Raw genomic sequence first — 16941 nt, forward strand, 5'->3', positions numbered from 1 at the left:
CATTTATGAAAAAAGTGTAATTGTGTAGCCTTAATATTGCCTATATCATAGTTATTTACAGTTGAGTGCTACGATGGTTTCATAGAGTTCCTGCTTACCCGAGATTTGGGCAGGCTCACCGTGCTCCTTGGCGTAAGCCACGAGGTCCTCAAGCGAGAGTTTGCCATCCTCGAAGTCCTTGCCCTTGCCACTGTCAAACGAAGCGTAACGCTCCTTGACCATGCGGGGCAGCTCGCTGTTTTCGAGGATTTCGGCTGCGTTCTCGAGCGCACGAGCCATAGCGTCCATACCACTGATGTGGGCGATGAAGATATCCTCGGGGTCGGTAGAGTTACGGCGCAGCTTGGCGTCGAAGTTAGAGCCACCGTTGCCGAGACCACCGTTGCGGATAATCTGCATCATGGCCTGAGTGAGTTCGAAGTTGTCGATGGGGAACTGATCGGTGTCCCATCCGTTCTGGGCGTCGCCACGGTTGGCATCGATGCTGCCCAGCATGCCGTTGTCGACGGCAACAGCCAGTTCATGCTCAAAGGTATGGCCGGCGAGTGTGGCGTGGTTGACCTCGATGTTTACCTTGAAGTCGTCCTGCAGGTTGTGAGCGCGCAGGAAGCCTACTACCGTCTCTACATCGACATCATACTGGTGCTTGGTAGGCTCCATGGGCTTGGGTTCGATGAGGAAGGTGCCGGTGAACCCCTTGGCGCGGGCATAGTCGCGTGCAGCGGTAAGCATCTGAGCCAGATGTTCCTTCTCACGCTTCATATCGGTGTTGAGCAGGCTCATATAACCCTCGCGTCCACCCCAGAACACGTAATTCTGACCACCCAGTTTGATGGTGGCGTCGATGGCGTTCTTGATTTGCACGGCAGCGCGAGCCACTACATCGAAGTTGGGATTGGTGGCAGCACCGTTCATATAGCGCTTGTCGCTGAATACGTTGGCAGTACCCCAGAGCAGACGGATGTCGTCGGCGGCAGCCATCTTTTCGAGCGCATAGTCGGTGATGGCCTTCATGTTGGCCTCGTATTCGTCGATATCGTCGGCGGGGTCGATGAGGTCCACATCGTGGAAGCAGAAATAGTGGATGCCCAGCTTCTCCATGATTTCAAAGCCTGCGTCCATCTTGTCCTTGGCGCGCTGCAGAGCGCTGTCGGCCTTGTCCCACTCGTAGGAGCGTGTCTGTCCGCCAAACTGGTCACCGCTTGCGCCGCCCAGAGTGTGCCACCACGCCATTGCGAACTTCAACCAGTCCTTCATTTTCTTACCTGCAACTACTTTGTTTTGGTCGTAGTAGTGAAAAGCCATAGGGTTCTTGCTGGCAGTGCCCTCAAAGGGGATTTTGCCAATCTGTGGAAAATACTCTTTTGCCATAATTAGTACATATAAGTTTTATTATATTTAGATTGTCATGTCATTGGTAGCAATATACCTTTCCATTCGGCATAAGCCTGTGCATACTGCGCACGTTTCTGTTCATCGGGCTCAATCACGGCAAGCCTGCGCAAGGTAGCAAACGCCTCTTCGTGACTGCTGTAGATGCCGCAGCCCATGCCGGCACCCTTTGCGGCGCCCACGCTGCCGTCGGTCTCATAGAGTTCGATGGTCGCTCCCGAGGTGGTGGCGAGCGCCTCGCGGAATACCGGGCTCAGGAACATATTCGCCTTTCCCGCGTGTATCTTGCGGATGTCCATGCCCATCTCTGCCATCACCTCCATGCCGTAGCAGAAGCTGAATACGATGCCTTCCTGGGCAGCGCGCACCAGATGAGCCTGTGTATGGTGGTTGAAATCGATGCCGTGGATGGAGCATCCCACCTCCCGGTTCTCCAGCACCCGCTCGGCACCATTGCCGAAGGGGATGATGCGCAGTCCGTCGGCACCTGGTGCCACACCTTCAGCCATCGCGTTCATGTCGGCATAAGAGATGCCCTGGGGAGCCACGTTGCGGCGCATCCACGCATTGAGGATGCCGGTGCCGTTGATACACAGGAGCACGCCCAGACGCGTGAGGTCCTCAGTATAATTAACATGCGCGAAGGTATTTACCCTACTCTTTTTATCATAATTAACATCGCCTAACACTCCATACACTACACCCGACGTACCAGCCGTTGAGGCTATCTCGCCGGGATTGAAGACATTCAGACTGAGCGCGTTGTTGGGCTGGTCGCCAGCGCGGTAGCTGATAGGCGTACCTTCGCTGAGTCCCAGCTCGTCAGCCACCTCACGGCTCACGCGGCTCTGCACATCGAAGGTAGGCACGATGTCGGCGAGGATGTCTCTGTCGAAACCATAGTAATCGAGGAGGAAGCCGGCGACAGCGTGGGCCTGAAAATCCCAGAACATACCCTCGGAGAGACCCGATACGGTGGTGTTGATGACGCCGCTGAGCTTCATGGCGAGGTAGTCGCCGGGCAGCATCACCTTGTATATACGCTCATAGACCTCGGGCTCGTTGTCCTTGACCCACGCCAGTTTGGCGGCGGTGAAGTTGCCGGGCGAGTTGAGCAGATGCGACAGACAGCGGTCGCTGCCCAGGTCGGCAAAAGCCCTCTCTCCATAGGGTACAGCACGCGAATCGCACCAAATAATGGCGTCGCGCACGGGCCGTTGTGCCTTGTCGACACACACCAGACCATGCATCTGATAAGAGATGCCAATCGCCCGGATGTCGTCGCCCTTGGCGCCACTCTCGGCCATGATGCGGGCAAGCGCCAGTTTGGCATTGGCCCACCACATTTCAGGGTCTTGCTCAGCCCAACCGTTTCTGATTGATTTAATCGGTGCTTCGTGCTCGGGGTAGAAAGCCGTAGCCACACACTCTCCGGAGTTGACATCTACCAGAGAAGCCTTGACCGAGCTGCTGCCCACGTCAAAGCCCAACAACAAATGTTTGTTCATACTCAATACGTATGTTTAGGTTTTATTTTTTATTTCTTACGTTGCAAAGATATAAAATATCTGAGAATTGACGCAAGAGATTGCCTTTTTTATTACTCTCGCGCGCAATATTTTTAAGGAACCCCCTTCTGCGCTGGCTCCTACGAGGTTAGGCAGCCCCTCTCGACCATCCCGAAGCCACCAACCGTCAAGCCGAGACCACCTTTGCCGGCTCGTAACTATTGACACGAGCCCACGTATCATAAGTCACGAGCTCACGTTTCTTATGTCACGAGCCCTCGTGCCTACCGATACGAGCCGCCCATGACCATCGCGGCGGCGCCCTACTCGACCGCCGGCATAAAGAAAGCCATTGCACCGACCCTGGCGATGATGGTCGGGGTTGGTGCAATGGCTTGCTTGTGGCGTGCGGTGGCTTAACGGCAGCGCGCGGTGGCTTGGATGCAGCCAGCCTTGTCGCCAGCTGTTGCGGCTTGGGCTGCGGGCTATTCTGCCTTGCCGTTGAAGGCACTTACCTCGATGTGGGGCTGGCTGTCGCGGCGGTCTTCGTCGGCAAACTCCACCGTGACATCGCGGCTCTCGCCCGGCATCAGCGCGAAGTAGTTGTCGCTATAGACCACGGGCAGTATCTGCTCGCCGTCGTCGCCCTTGAGGCAGAGGCGTATCATGAGTGTGGGCGTGTCGGAGGTGTTGGTCACCGTCAGTTGTCCATGCCAGGTTTCGCCCTGTCGGCTGAAATTCTCGCGGAGCGTAAGGCGTGTCACGGGCAGATGCTTCAGCGCGCTGTAACACTCGGGGGTGGCTGCCTGTACGTAGAAGTTGTCTGAGCGCAGATACCCCCTCTCGTAGAGTCTCAGCCGGAGATAGCCCACCGAGAGGCTGTCGGGCATGCGCACAGCCGCCACATCGGTGGTGGCGTCGGCATAGGCGTCTACCCATAGCGAGTCGGTGCGTATCACCCTGCCCCGCATGTCTATCGTCTCTATCAGCGCCTCCATGTCGCAGTGGGTGACGGGGGTGATGTTGACCACCTGCACCTTGCGGGTATGGGCGTTGTACATGATGTGGAGCGGCTCACACGCCTTGCGGGCTCCGAAGTAGGCAGCCGTAGGCTCGAGATAGTAGTCGTAGGTCTGCCATACCATCGACGGCCATGCCGGATGCGACATCCAGATGAGCAGTCCCTGTCTATCTTGCTGCGCCGACTCGTACATGGCGCGATAGCCGTCGTAGTTGATCCACTGTGCCCACTCGGCAAACTGGCGTGCGTCGGCGGCGGGTCCGAAACGGCGCTGCATCATATCCAGGAATGTCGAGCCCCGCTGCGCGCCCTTCTGGGTGAAGTCGTGCTGCGCCCATCCCTCACCGATAGGCCAGAGGTCGGCTGGGCTGAGCATGCGTCGCAGGCTCTCGATGGTGGGAATATTGGGCATACCGCGCTCGGAGTGCAGTCGGTGACTCTGGCTGGTAAAGTATTCTTCGGCTTCGACCGCCCGGTAGGGGCCATGACCCGACACACCGTCGTCGGCAGAACTGGAGATGTAGCCCAAGCCCGGATGGAGCAGGTCTACCTGGCGGCGCAGGGCGCTGTCGAGCTCGGCAGGCGGATAGCCTTCGTTGCGGCCCACGTAGATGGCTATCGAGGCGTGGCGGCGGATGCGGCGGATATAGTCTTCGGCATTGGCCATGAAGAGACGGTTGTCATAAGGGTCGGGGCCGTCCCAGGGGTTGGCGAGCCAGAAGTCTTGCCAGAGCAGCAGACCATGGCGGTCGCAGGCTTCATAGAGTTCGCGGTCGCCGGTCTGTCCTACCCAGTTGCGTATCATATTGAAGTTCATCTCCTTGTGATACCTCACCGCGCGGTCGTACTCTCTGCCTCGGTAGCAGAGGTTGGTCTCGGAGAAACCCCAGTTGCCGCCCAGCGGAACCACACGGCGGTGGTTGACAAAGAACTGCAGACGGGTGCCCATCTCCTTGTAGGTCATCTGTCGTATGCCAACCTGGTAGTGGAGCGAGTCTATCTGCTCACTACCCTCAAGAAGGGCAAAACCGGCACGGTAGAGGTGGGGCTTGCCATAGCCCACGGGCCACCAGAGGTGCATGGGCTGGCGCTGCAGTTGGGCAAACTCGTCGGGCGAGAAAGTCACCTCGCGGCTCTCGCGGGGCTGGAGCGTCACCTGTCGGGCAAAGTCTATCGCCCCTATCCATCCGCGCAGCGTAGCCACCACGGCGGTGTCGCGGTGGTTGGTGACCCACACCTTGGGGGTCATCGTGGCGAGCGAGTCGGCGGGGTCTATGCGACTGTCTACCAGCGGGTCTGCCAGGCTCACGCCACCATTGGCACTCAGGTAGACGTCGTTCCAGATGCCGGTCTCGCGGCCGGGCGTAGAGGTCATCCAGTCCCATCCTATCGAAGCATGGAAGGTGGGGTTGTCGGCTCCCAGCACGCCGCCGTTCATGTCGGTGCTCTCGGTGGTCTTCTGCTTGACTGCGCCAAAGTGGGCGGGGCGTTCCACCCTCACCTCGAGGCGGTTGCCCGTGGGCAGGAGACAGCCGGTCACATCGAAGCGTCCACGCATGAAGGCTCCCTCTATGCGCCCGAGGTCATGGCCGTTGAGGCGGACAGAGGCTTTCCAGTTGATACCATCGAAGTTGAGGAACACATGGCGCCCCTCGTACTCGGCCGGGGCGTCGAAGATGGTGGTATAGGTAAAGTCGGAATGGAAAAACGACTCTGAAACCATGCGCAGGTTGTCGGCGTGGTTGGTATTGGGCACCGCACCTATATTAATATAACTCTGCAGGGCTGTGGCGGGCACCGTGGCAAGGACAGAGTCAGCCGCCCCGTCGCGGAAGAGCCTCCAATCGCCTCCGTTGAGGTAGTATCGGCCGTGGACCATACCCTGCCGCTCGGCGGGTATGGCAGAGAGACCTCCGCGCCCCATCACCTGGAGTTCGCTCAGCGCATAGTGGCCCGACGGGTCGGGCTGGCGCATCATGAGTTTGACATAGCGGGCGGTGAAATGATGGCGAAGAGTCTGCACGCCACCCTTGACCTTGATGCGGCCCAGGTCGCCTATCTGCTGCCACTGGTCGCCGTCTTTGGAGACGAGTATCTCGCCACGGCGGGCGGGGTGTATCCAGTGCATCACCACGCGGTCGGCTATCACCGGCGTGCCCAGGTCGACCATGAGCCACTCGTCGGCACCTCCGGCACTCATCCACGCACTGGTATAACAGGATGAGGGCAGCGCCAGCTGCTCACGGCCGTGGCGCATGGGTCGTGCCTCGTAGAACCGCCAGTAGGTGCAGCCCGTCATGTGGAGTCTTATGCGCAGATGGGAGTAGCGTCCGGGCTTGGAGAAGGGTATCTGCTTCTTGACCAGTCGCATGGGCAGCCGCACGGGGTCTTCCTGCTTGTTGGGGTCGTTGCTTCCGGTGTGTCGGGTGGGCTCGCCGGGCATGCCGTCACCCCGCTCTCCGCCCACGAGGGTCCATGTCTTGCCGTCGTTGGAGGCAAGGAAGTCTATGGCGTAGCCTCCGGTGCCCCGGCCGGGCTGATAGACGGGTTCGGCGAGGATGTCGAAGGCATCGATGTCTACATCCATCGCCGTCCAGTCAAACTGCACGAAGGTATCTTCGCCCTTGACCATCAGACGGGTATGCACGTTGCCGTCGAGCAGTTTCTCGGCATCGCGGCGCGCCACCACGCCGTCGGGCATAGACACCTGCAGACGGCAAGGCTCGCCCCTGTATACGGTACCGTCGGTGACGAGCTGTCCGGTGAGGTTGGCATCGAGTGATGAAGAATGATAGACCATGCGGTGGAGAGCCGTATTGCGGTAGTCGAAGTTACGGCGGAGCGTGGGGGCGAAACTCTCAGACTGGCGGCCTGGGTAGACACCTATGCCACGCGTGGTCTGGCGCTGTGCATGGGTGGGTATGGCGTTGACAAACATCATAGCAACGAGTGTAATCAGTAATTTTTTCATCTCTATCAGGTTTGTGGTCTGCGTCGGGTGGCTCGCAGACATGATGGTAATGACTAACTATAGTGTACAAAATTACTATTTTCTGCCTATCCATGGAAAGAAAAGCGCAACTTTGTGCTGCAGAATGGCATTTTTACAAGATATCCTGGCAGAGACGCCTGCCCTCACTGCGGAGGAAAGTAGGGAAAAAACGAAGAAAAGCCCGACCCGGCTCAACTTTTGCGCAAAAAAGATGACAAAAATGACCTTATGCACAAAGATTTATCATTAATTATGTGTACATGTCAAGGATTTGTGGTAACTTTGCAGCAATTAATATAATAATGTATATGAAAAAGCTGCTAATATCGTGTTTACTCTTAATTGGAATGAACGCCGGAGCGCAGACGCTTCCGACCTATCTTGATGAAACCAAACCTGTGGAACAACGCATCGATGACGTGCTCAGCCGCATGACCCTCGATGAAAAGATAGCCGTCATCCATGCACAGAGCAAGTTCTCGGCAGCAGGCGTGCCCAGACTGGGCATTCCAGACCTCTGGACCGACGACGGCCCTCATGGTATACGCCCCAACACACTGTGGGACAAGTGGCACGACGCCGGACAGACCAATGACTCTTGTGTGGCTTTCCCCGCACTTACCTGTCTTGCCGCCACATGGAATCCCGCACTTGCCGGCGACTATGGCGTAAGCCTGGGCGAAGAAGCCCGCTATCGCAGCAAGGATGTGGTGCTGGGCCCCGGCATGAATATCTATCGCTCGCCCATCGGCGGCCGCAACTTCGAGTACCTCGGCGAAGACCCGTTCCTCGCCTCGCGCATGGTAGTTCCCTATATCCAGGGCATCCAGAGTACCGGTACTGCCGCATGTGCCAAGCACTTTGCGCTGAACAATGAAGAGGCTTTCCGCAAACGCTACAATGTGGTGGTAAGCGACCGTGCGCTGCACGAGATTTACCTCCCCGCCTTCAAGGCTGCCGTGGAAGAAGGCAAGGTATGGGCAGTAATGTGTGCCTATAACCTCTACAACAACCAGCCCTGCTGCGCCAACGACGTGCTGGTCAACAAGATACTGAAAGGTGACTGGAAGTTTGACGGTGTAGCCATGACCGACTGGGGCGTGCACACCACTACCGACGACGCCGTGAAGTATGGTCTGGACATGGAGTTCGGTACCCACACCGACGGTCTCGCCAAGGGCAAGGACAACGCCTATGAGTACTACTACCTGGCGCGTCCCTACAAGGAGGGCATCCTCTCAGGCAAATACAGCATGAAAGACCTCGACGAGAAGGTTCGCCGCGTGCTGAGACTGCACTTCCGCACAACCATGAACCGTCACCGCGCTTACGGTTTCATGTGCTCTGAAGCCCACTACGATGTGGCTCGCAAGATAGGTGAAGAGGGTATCGTTCTGCTGCAGAACAAGCGCTCGCTGTTGCCCCTCAACGCCAACGCAAAGCGCATTCTGGTGGTAGGAGAGAACGCCATAAAGCCCATGACCGTAGGTGGTGGTTCTTCATCACTGAAGGTACAGCGCGAGGTAAGTCCTCTCGATGGACTCAAGGCTCGTCTGGGCAACAAGGTACAGATAGACTATGCCCGCGGATATGTGGGCGACACCATCGTGAGCTATTCGGGCTACCGCTTCAATACAGACCTGCGCGACAACCGCCCTGCCGAAGAGCTGAAACGCGAAGCCATAGAGAAGGCCAAGGGTGCCGACTACGTCATCTTCGTGGGCGGACTCAACAAGTGTGACGGCCAGGACGCCGAAGGCTATGACCGCAAGGGTCTGGAACTGCCTTACGGACAGAACGAGCTGATAGAGGCTCTGGCAGCCGTAAACAAGAATATGGTATACGTCAACGTATCGGGCAACGCCGTGGCAATGCCCTGGCACGCCAAGGTTCCCGCCATCGTACAGGCATGGTTCCTGGGCTCAGAGGCAGGCAACGCCCTGGCAGCCGTACTCGCTGGCGACGCCAACCCATCGGGCAAGCTGCCCTTCACCATGCCCGCCAAGCTGGAGGATGTAGGTGCTCATGCGCTGAACACCTATCCCGGCACATGGCGCAAGGACAAGAAGATTATCGACCGCGAATACAAGGAGGGTCTCTATGTGGGTTACCGCTGGGTAGACCATGCCAAGACCACACCGCTGTTTGCATTCGGCTACGGACTGAGCTATACACAGTTCAAGATAGCCAACCTGCGTGCAGACAAGACCACCATGAGTCGCGACGGCAAGATAACATTCACCGTAGATGTAACCAACACCGGCCGACGCGCTGGCGCCGAGGTGGTGCAGCTGTACATCCACGACAAAGAGAGTTCGCTGGAGCGCCCCTACAAAGAGCTGAAAGGCTTTGACAAGGTCTATCTCCAGCCAGGTGAAACCCGCCAGGTGAACATTACCATCGACGTCAAGGCACTGAGCTTCTACAACGACAAGACTCAGAGCTGGACTGCCGAAGACGGAGAGTTTGTGGCTCTCGTTGGCAATGGCACCAACAACCTTAAGAACTCACTCAAGTTTAGACTTCAATAGACAATTTTTTATATAGGTTTTATTTTTTAGAAATGAAGGGTACCTTGTCGGGAGACAAGGTATCTTTTTTTTATACCCTAAAAAAAACGGCGACAGGCATTGCGTTGACGAGATATTTTATTAAATTTGCAGCGGACATTGTCTTAATTATTAACTAACACAAACATTATGAAAAAGAGATTATTAGTAATGCTGGCGCTTTTTACCATGGCTGTAGGCGCATCAGCACAAATCCAGCTGCTGTACACAGACTTCGGACGCAACGTGATTGACCGCAACAAGAAACTGTTCTGGATGGACGGTGACAGCGACCCCTGCTTTGACATCCAAAGCTACAAGAAGGGTGGCAACAAAGAGGTATTCGTCATCAGCGAAAAGGAAGACAAGAACAACAAATACAAGGTCACCATCATTCTCGACAGCAAGTCTACGCCTATAGAAATAGAGTTGAGCCATCCCCGATATGGTGTCCAGAAGTCAAAGGTAAAGACCACATCGGGCGACAAGAATGAAGACGACCGCCTCTACAAGTACTTCGGCGAACTGGCAGGCTATCCACCATCGGCAACTCCGAGTGTAAAGGGTGGTGTGCCCACCGCAAAGAGCGTGAAAGAAGATGCCGGAAAGAGTGCCGGTGCCAAGGTGGGTGATGCCGCCAAGGGTGCAGTGAACAAGGTGAAGGGCCTCTTCAAGAAAAAGAAATAGGAAACTAACGCCAGACAATATAACAAGAGCGGATGCAGGTAGCTGCATCCGCTCTTTCTGTCAGTCGGCGCACGCGGCTCTCGCGTGCGCGTATATATTAATAAGGTATTACTTCTTGACGATTTTACGGGTTACGCCGTTGGTGTACTTGACGATGGTCACGCCGCGAACGGGCTCTGCCACACGCACACCGTCAAGGGTGTAGAAGGCAGCGACAGCCGAGGGGGCCTCTACCTCGCCGATGCCGTTGGCCACAACATCGTTGCTGGTAGAAACGGCGAAGATGGCTACGCTGCGGTCATCGGAAGTCTGCTCGACGGTAACGCTCTTGATGGTCTTGGTATTGTCGGTGTTGACCGCAGACTCATAGAGCTTGAAGACATAGGCATCTATCTTTCCAGCATCACCTGCCCAGTTCTTCTTGGTGGCGATACGGCCCAGGCTGGTCACTACGGCTGCCTGGTTGGCAGCCGAGGAACTGCTACCCCAGTCGTACATGGTGATACTGCCATCGGCGGTGGTGTTGTCGGTATAGTTGATGGTCACCTTGATTTTGCTGTCGCCGTCGGCGCTGGTTCCCACGACATAGATGGACTTGGCCTTGATAGGAGTCTCAAAGACGAGCTCGCCCTGAACCACGCTACCGGGGATGACGACAGAGTTGCCAGCAATAGTGGTCTTCTTGGTGCCTTTGAGCACAAGCGCATTGAGCTGGGTGGGCATCACCTTGAAGGTGGCGCCGGTGCGTGAAGACTTGAACAAACCGTCGTCGCCACACATGGCACCATTGGTCTGCACGCTGGTGGTGAAGAAGGCGAAGCCTGAGCCGTCGATGCCCTGCAGGTCGGGTGCATCGGACTAGGTGGTAGTCTCGGTGATACGATCTTTATCCTCGCAGATGACGTCCTGGTTGAACCCACTCTTGATGGTAATGTGGGTGAAGGTCTGCTGGGCACTTGCAGCAACAGACATGCCGAACATAGCGGCAATGAGTAATGATTTTTTCATAATTGCATTGGTTTTATTATTTAGACTGACTTTAGTCGTTTTTATATAGGTTGCAGGCAGTACGCTTATGCCCTGTATGGTTTTATAGCTGCAAATATATGAAAAGACAACGTAATCGACAAATATTCCGTCAACTATTTTAGTTTCTACCCACATTTCTTTGTTCTCCGCGATAGTTTGCGTAATTTTGTGGATACAAAACATAAACCTAATGAAGACAATACGTAGAACTGTGCTTCTCTTAGGGTGCCTGCTGCACCTCTCCTGGATGTGGGCTTCGGCACCCGGAGTAACCATTTGCTATCACCCTGCAAGCAAAGGCATGTATGTGGGCTCGCCCTCCATCTGCATCATGTCCAACGGTGACTACATAGCCACCCACGACCTCTTTGCCAACGGCCAGACGGAATATAATACAGAGGTATACAAGTCGGAAGACCGCGGACTGACATGGGAAAGACAGTCGGTGGTCAAAGGGCAGTTCTGGTCGTCAGTATTCTGCATATCAGACACGCTCTACCTCATCGGTACAGACCGTGAGTATGGCAACCTGGTCGTACGCCGCTCTACCGACGGCAAGTCGTGGACCACTCCGAGCGACAGCCACCATGGTCTGCTCGCCGAGGGCGAATACCACAGCGCCCCCTCTCCCGTGGTGGTGCATCAGGGAAAGATATGGAAGGCCATAGAATATGCCAAAGCACCCGCTACTACATGGCCCATGCGGTATAGCGCCATGATGATATCGGTGCCCGTGGGCGCCGACCTGCTCGAAGCCTCCAACTGGACACGCTCGGTAAACCTGCACGCCATGCCCCATCTCAAGGAGAAGGTCTACGGATGGCTGGACGGCAACGCCGTGGTAGGCCCTGACGGAAATATGGTAGACGTGATGAGAGCCAACACGCCCAACGGAGTGACCGAGAAGGCAGCGATAATCAAGGTAAGCGACGACTGCCGCGAACTGTCGTTTGACGACAAAGACCTGGTGGATATGCCTGGCGGCTGCAAGAAGTTTACCATCCGCTACGACTCGCTCACCCATCGCTACTGGAGTCTGGTCAACGCCGCGCCCGAGGGAGAAGGTTCAGCCACCGGTCTGTACGTGCGCAACTACGTGGTACTCATCAGTTCGCCCGACCTGCGTGAATGGACGCGCCACGCCACGTTGCTCGCCCATCCCGACATGAAACGCCACGCCTTCCAGTATATCGACTGGATGACCGAGGGCAATGACATCATCTACGTATCGCGCACCGCATACGAAGGTCCCGACGGCGAACTCGCTCACAGCGGTCACGACGCCAATATGCTGACCTTCCACCGCATCAAGAACTTCAGACGACTGGTCAAGAAGAGCGACGGACATCCATAACCCATCCCCCTGACAGAGATAACATGACCAAGAGAGTGGACGAAAAGACACTGCAGTTTGTGCGCGACCATGCCGGCGACGATGTAAGGCAACTGGCACTCATGGGGAGCAAGCATCCCGAGGTGGATATGCCCTGGGCGCTCGACCAGATACGGGGGCGGCAGGTGGCGGCAGCCAAACTGCCGCTGCTGGCACGCATCGAGGGCATACGTTATCCCGTGCATCTGTCAATGGAGCAATGCTCGTCGCAAACGGCAGCCCACTACAAACTGCGCGTGGCACGCCGCCTCATCGCCGAGGGCGACCGCGCGTCGATGACCGACCTCACAGGCGGTTTCGGCATAGACTTTCTGGCACTCTCGACCACATTCAGAAGCGCCACCTATGTGGAGCGCAACGAGGAGCTGTGTGAGCTGATGCGCCACAATCTCTCGGTGCTCGGGCGCACAGCCACGGTGATGTGTACCGAGGCAGAACAGGCACTCGACGCCATCGCCCCACAGACGCTGATATACATAGACCCCGCCCGACGCGACGCCGCCGGCGACCGCACCTACGCCATCGCCGACTGTACGCCCGATGTGCTCGGGCTTGCCCCCACCCTATGCGCCAAAGGCAGATGGGTGATGGTGAAGCTCTCGCCCATGCTCGACTGGCACGAGGCGGTGAGAGCCTTGGGCTGCGTGAGCGAGGTACACATCGTCTCGGTGGGCGGCGAGTGCAAGGAACTGCTGCTCGTATGCTCGGCAGAGAGCAAGGGTGTGCCCACCGTGTACTGCGTGAACGACCGCCAGGTGTGCGTCTTCACCCCCGACGACTCGCAGCCGCGCTATCTCGACATTCCGGCTGGCGAGGGGATGTATCTCTATGAACCCAACGCATCGGTAATGAAGTCGGGACTGATGGCACAGGTATGCCAACGGTACCAGACAAGGATGATAGCCCAAAACTCCAACCTCTTTATAGGCAGCGAAGCCATAGCCCACTTTCCGGGTCGCGGCTCCCACACCACCGCCACAACCACCCTCAACCGCAAACAGCTGCGCCGTGCCCTCGACGGCATAGACCGCGCCAACATCACGGTACGCAACATGCCGCTCAGCGCCGTCCAACTGCGCCAACGGCTGCGCCTGAAAGACGGCGGGACCACCTATATCTTCGGCACTACCCAGCGCGACGGCAGCCATATTTTGCTCGTCTGCGAAAAAATCTGATAATTTTCTGCAGCAATCTCCGTTTAATTTACTATTTTTGCATATTAATGATATCCACCATAATAATATGTCAAATATAGTAATCAAGCGTGTGGAAAACAAGAAAGACCTCCGTACTTTCATCGATTTCCATTACGATTTATATGCCGGCAACGCCTATGACGTGCCCAACCTCTACAGCGATGAATTCAACACTTTGAGCCGCGACCGCAATGCCGCCTTCGACTTCTGCGAAGCCGAATACTACCTTGCCTATCGCGACGGACGCCTGGTGGGCCGCGTAGCAGCCATCATCAACCACCGTGCCAACGAGCGCTGGGACCGCCAGGACGTGCGCTTCGGATGGATAGACTTCGTCGACGACATCGAGGTGACGCGCGCACTGCTCCAGGCTGTCGAAGACTATGGTCGCGAGAAAGGCATGAAGAGCATCGTGGGTCCGCTGGGCTTCACCGACATGGACCCCGAGGGTATGCTCACCATGGGTTTCGACAAACTGGGTACCATGCCCACCATCTACAACTACCCTTACTACCCCGAGCACATGGAGCGTCTTGAGGGATGGAGCAAGGACAACGACTATGTGGAGTATTTCCTCGAAGTGCCCGACCAGATACCGGAGAAATACTCAAAGATAGCGCAGATGATTGAGAAACGCTACAATCTGCACGTGCGCAAGCTCACCCGCAAGGACATATTCAAGGGCGGATATGGCCGCAAGCTCTTTGAACTGGTCAACGAGACCTACAAAGACCTCTATGGCTTCTCCCAACTTACCGACCGGCAGATAGAACAATACATAAAAATGTATCTGCCACTGGCTGACCTGAGCCTCATCACGGTCATCGAAGACGGCAACAACGACAACAAGATGGCCGGAATGGGCATAACCATCCCCTCGCTTTCCCGCGCGCTGCAGAAATGCCGTCGCGGCCGCCTCTTCCCCTTCGGTTGGTACCACCTGCTGCGTGCTATAAAGTTCCACAAGACCGAAGGCGTGGACCTGCTGTTGATGGGATTTCTGCCCGAATACCGTGCCAAGGGAGCCAACGCGCTGCTCTTTGCCGACCTCATCCCCCGCTACCAGGCCTACGGCTTCAAGTGGGGCGAGAGCCAGGTAGAAATGGAGTCTAACGAGGGTGTGCAGAGCCAGTGGGGTCCATTAGCTCCTACCAACCATAAGCGCCGCCGCTGTTACCGCAAAACAATAGAATGATGAAAGAAGACGAAAAAGAGACATTGCCCGTCGTGGACGGACAGAACGAAGCCCCCGTCGACTATACCGACGACAATATACGCCATCTCTCTGACATGGAGCACGTGCGCACGCGTCCCGGTATGTATATCGGTCGTCTGGGCGACGGCAATCTTGCCGAAGACGGCATCTATGTACTGCTCAAAGAAATCATAGACAACTCTATAGACGAGTTCAAGATGAAGGCGGGCGACCGCATCGAGGTCGATGTCATGGACAATCTGCGTGTGAGCGTGCGCGACTATGGCCGCGGCATCCCCCAAGGCAAACTCGTAGAGGCAGTGAGCGTGCTCAACACCGGCGGCAAGTATGACTCCAAAGCCTTCAAGAAGAGCGTGGGCCTCAACGGCGTAGGTGCCAAGGCGGTGAACGCACTGAGCAGCCGCTTCGAGGTACGCTCCTATCGCGACGGACTCGTGCGCAGTCTGGTCTTTGAGCGTGGCATCCTCAAGAGCGACACCACCGAAGAGACTCAGGACGAACACGGTACTTACATCTACTTCGAGCCCGACAACACCCTCTTCAAGAACTACTCGTACCACGATGATATCGTCGAGACCATGCTCCGCAACTACACCTACTTGAGTTCGGGGCTTACCATCATGTATAACGGCCGACGCATACGCAGTCGAAACGGACTGGAAGACCTGCTGACCGACAACATGACCGTCGAGGGCCTCTACCCCATCATCCGCATCAAGAACGAGGACCTCGAAATAGCTTTTACCCATACCAACCAGTATGGCGAAGAGTACTACTCGTTTGTCAATGGCCAACATACCACGCAGGGAGGTACTCACCAGTCGGCGTTTAAGGAACATATTGCCCGCACCATCAAAGAGTTTTTCAACAAGAACTATGAATACACCGATATCCGTAATGGTCTGGTGGCTGCCATCGCCATCAACGTGGAGGAACCGGTGTTTGAGAGTCAGACAAAGATTAAGTTGGGAAGCACCCTGATGGCTCCCAACGGCGAATCTATCAACAAGTGCGTGGGCGACTTCGTCAAGAGAGAGGTGGACAACTATCTGCACATCCACACTGATGTGGCCGAAATCATCGAGAACAAAATCAAGGAGAGCGAACGCGAGCGCAAGTCGATGGCAGGTATCACCAAGCTGGCCCGAGAGCGTGCGAAGAAAGCCAATCTGCACAACCGCAAGCTGCGCGATTGCCGTATACACTACTCTGACGCCAAGGACGAGCGCAAGGAGGAATCGAGTATCTTCATCACCGAAGGCGACTCTGCCAGCGGCAGTATCACCAAGTGCCGCGATGTCAACACCCAAGCGGTATTCTCACTCCGCGGCAAGCCACTCAACTCATTCGGACTCACCAAGAAGGTGGTATATGAGAACGAGGAGTTCAACCTGCTGCAGGCGGCGCTCAACATCGAGGAGGGACTTGATGACTTGCGCTACAACAAGGTCATCGTGGCTACCGATGCCGATGTCGACGGTATGCACATCCGTCTGCTCATCATCACCTTCTTCCTCCAGTTCTTCCCCGACCTCATCAAGAAGGGCCATGTCTATGTTCTGCAGACGCCATTGTTCAGAGTACGTAACAAACGCAACAAGATAAAGAACAAGAAGGTAGTAGAAGCCGAAGGCAAGTCTGCCGGCAAGGGCAACAAGGACTATGTGGTAAGGTTCTGCTACAACGAGGAAGAGCGTCTGGCAGCCATCGCCGAGCTGGGACCTGAGCCCGAGATTACCCGATTTAAGGGACTGGGCGAGATAGACCCCGAGGAGATGGCCCACTTCATCGGCCCCGACATCAGACTTGAACAGGTGACGCTCCACAAGAACGACCAGGTCAAGAAACTGCTGGAATACTACATGGGAAAGAACACTATGGAGCGCCAGAACTTCATTATCGACAACCTCGTAGTCGAAGAAGACGTTCCCGAGCCCGACTCTGCACCACTCGATTAA

General features: G+C 56.1%; 11 protein-coding genes. 6 read left to right on the top strand and 5 right to left on the bottom strand.

The window, feature by feature from the left end; genetic code table 11:
- Nucleotides 1-51: 51 nt before the first annotated feature.
- The 3 genes from xylA to CIK94_RS05010 form a co-directional block, all read right to left on the bottom strand.
- Entirely contained in the window at nt 52-1374 is a 1323-nt protein-coding gene (xylA, locus tag CIK94_RS05000) for a xylose isomerase (RefSeq protein WP_094388834.1), read from the bottom strand.
- 32 nt (nt 1375-1406) lie between these two features.
- Nucleotides 1407-2900, bottom strand: a complete 1494-nt coding sequence (locus CIK94_RS05005) for a xylulokinase (protein ID WP_022309863.1) — start codon at nt 2898-2900, stop codon at nt 1407-1409.
- A gap of 485 nt (nt 2901-3385) precedes the next feature.
- Complete coding sequence (locus CIK94_RS05010) at nt 3386-6892, bottom strand: discoidin domain-containing protein (RefSeq protein WP_094388856.1); 3507 nt, start codon at nt 6890-6892, stop codon at nt 3386-3388.
- Between the two features lie 323 nt (nt 6893-7215).
- Here CIK94_RS05010 and CIK94_RS05020 point away from each other — a divergent pair, with 323 nt between their 5' ends.
- Together CIK94_RS05020 and CIK94_RS05025 are read left to right on the top strand one after the other, a co-directional pair.
- Nucleotides 7216-9444, top strand: a complete 2229-nt coding sequence (locus CIK94_RS05020) for a glycoside hydrolase family 3 C-terminal domain-containing protein (protein ID WP_254046035.1) — start codon at nt 7216-7218, stop codon at nt 9442-9444.
- Between the two features lie 168 nt (nt 9445-9612).
- Nucleotides 9613-10149: a hypothetical protein gene (locus CIK94_RS05025; RefSeq protein WP_144008299.1), complete on the top strand. Its 537-nt coding sequence runs from the start codon at nt 9613-9615 to the stop codon at nt 10147-10149.
- Nucleotides 10150-10257: 108 nt separating this feature from the next.
- Here CIK94_RS05025 and CIK94_RS05030 read toward each other — a convergent pair whose 3' ends face one another.
- Together CIK94_RS05030 and CIK94_RS14355 are read right to left on the bottom strand one after the other, a co-directional pair.
- Nucleotides 10258-10947, bottom strand: a complete 690-nt coding sequence (locus CIK94_RS05030; protein ID WP_094388837.1) for a hypothetical protein — start codon at nt 10945-10947, stop codon at nt 10258-10260.
- 60 nt (nt 10948-11007) lie between these two features.
- Nucleotides 11008-11157, bottom strand: coding sequence for a hypothetical protein (locus CIK94_RS14355; protein WP_158214770.1), 150 nt, complete (start codon nt 11155-11157; stop codon nt 11008-11010).
- A 211-nt stretch (nt 11158-11368) separates the two neighbouring features.
- Between CIK94_RS14355 and CIK94_RS05040 the strand changes: the two genes are divergently transcribed.
- The 4 genes from CIK94_RS05040 (at nt 11369) to CIK94_RS05055 (ending at nt 16941) form a co-directional block, all read left to right on the top strand.
- The gene (locus tag CIK94_RS05040) at nt 11369-12532 is read left to right on the top strand and encodes a sialidase family protein (RefSeq protein ID WP_144008300.1); all 1164 of its coding nucleotides are present in this window, start codon (nt 11369-11371) and stop codon (nt 12530-12532) included.
- Nucleotides 12533-12555: 23 nt separating this feature from the next.
- The gene (locus CIK94_RS05045; RefSeq protein ID WP_094421645.1) at nt 12556-13746 is read left to right on the top strand and encodes a class I SAM-dependent methyltransferase; all 1191 of its coding nucleotides are present in this window, start codon (nt 12556-12558) and stop codon (nt 13744-13746) included.
- Nucleotides 13747-13813: 67 nt separating this feature from the next.
- Nucleotides 13814-14962, top strand: a complete 1149-nt coding sequence (locus CIK94_RS05050; protein ID WP_094421646.1) for an N-acetyltransferase — start codon at nt 13814-13816, stop codon at nt 14960-14962.
- The gene (locus CIK94_RS05055) at nt 14962-16941 is read left to right on the top strand and encodes a DNA topoisomerase IV subunit B (RefSeq protein WP_094421648.1); all 1980 of its coding nucleotides are present in this window, start codon (nt 14962-14964) and stop codon (nt 16939-16941) included. Before CIK94_RS05050 ends, CIK94_RS05055 begins: the two co-directional genes overlap by 1 nt.

Origin of the sequence: Prevotella sp. P4-51, from assembly GCF_002251455.1 — a bacterium.
Taxonomy (GTDB): Bacteria; Bacteroidota; Bacteroidia; order Bacteroidales; family Bacteroidaceae; genus Prevotella.

Coding starts and splice junctions, on each gene's coding strand:
- CIK94_RS05020 (WP_254046035.1), top strand. CDS start 7,216: ATGTATATGAAAAAGCTGCTAATATCGTGTTTACTCTTAATTGGAATG.
- CIK94_RS05055 (WP_094421648.1), top strand. CDS start 14,962: ATGAAAGAAGACGAAAAAGAGACATTGCCCGTCGTGGACGGACAGAAC.
- CIK94_RS05025 (WP_144008299.1), top strand. CDS start 9,613: ATGAAAAAGAGATTATTAGTAATGCTGGCGCTTTTTACCATGGCTGTA.
- CIK94_RS05005 (WP_022309863.1), bottom strand. CDS start 2,900: ATGAACAAACATTTGTTGTTGGGCTTTGACGTGGGCAGCAGCTCGGTC.
- CIK94_RS05050 (WP_094421646.1), top strand. CDS start 13,814: ATGTCAAATATAGTAATCAAGCGTGTGGAAAACAAGAAAGACCTCCGT.
- CIK94_RS05040 (WP_144008300.1), top strand. CDS start 11,369: ATGAAGACAATACGTAGAACTGTGCTTCTCTTAGGGTGCCTGCTGCAC.
- CIK94_RS05010 (WP_094388856.1), bottom strand. CDS start 6,892: ATGAAAAAATTACTGATTACACTCGTTGCTATGATGTTTGTCAACGCC.
- CIK94_RS14355 (WP_158214770.1), bottom strand. CDS start 11,157: ATGAAAAAATCATTACTCATTGCCGCTATGTTCGGCATGTCTGTTGCT.
- CIK94_RS05045 (WP_094421645.1), top strand. CDS start 12,556: ATGACCAAGAGAGTGGACGAAAAGACACTGCAGTTTGTGCGCGACCAT.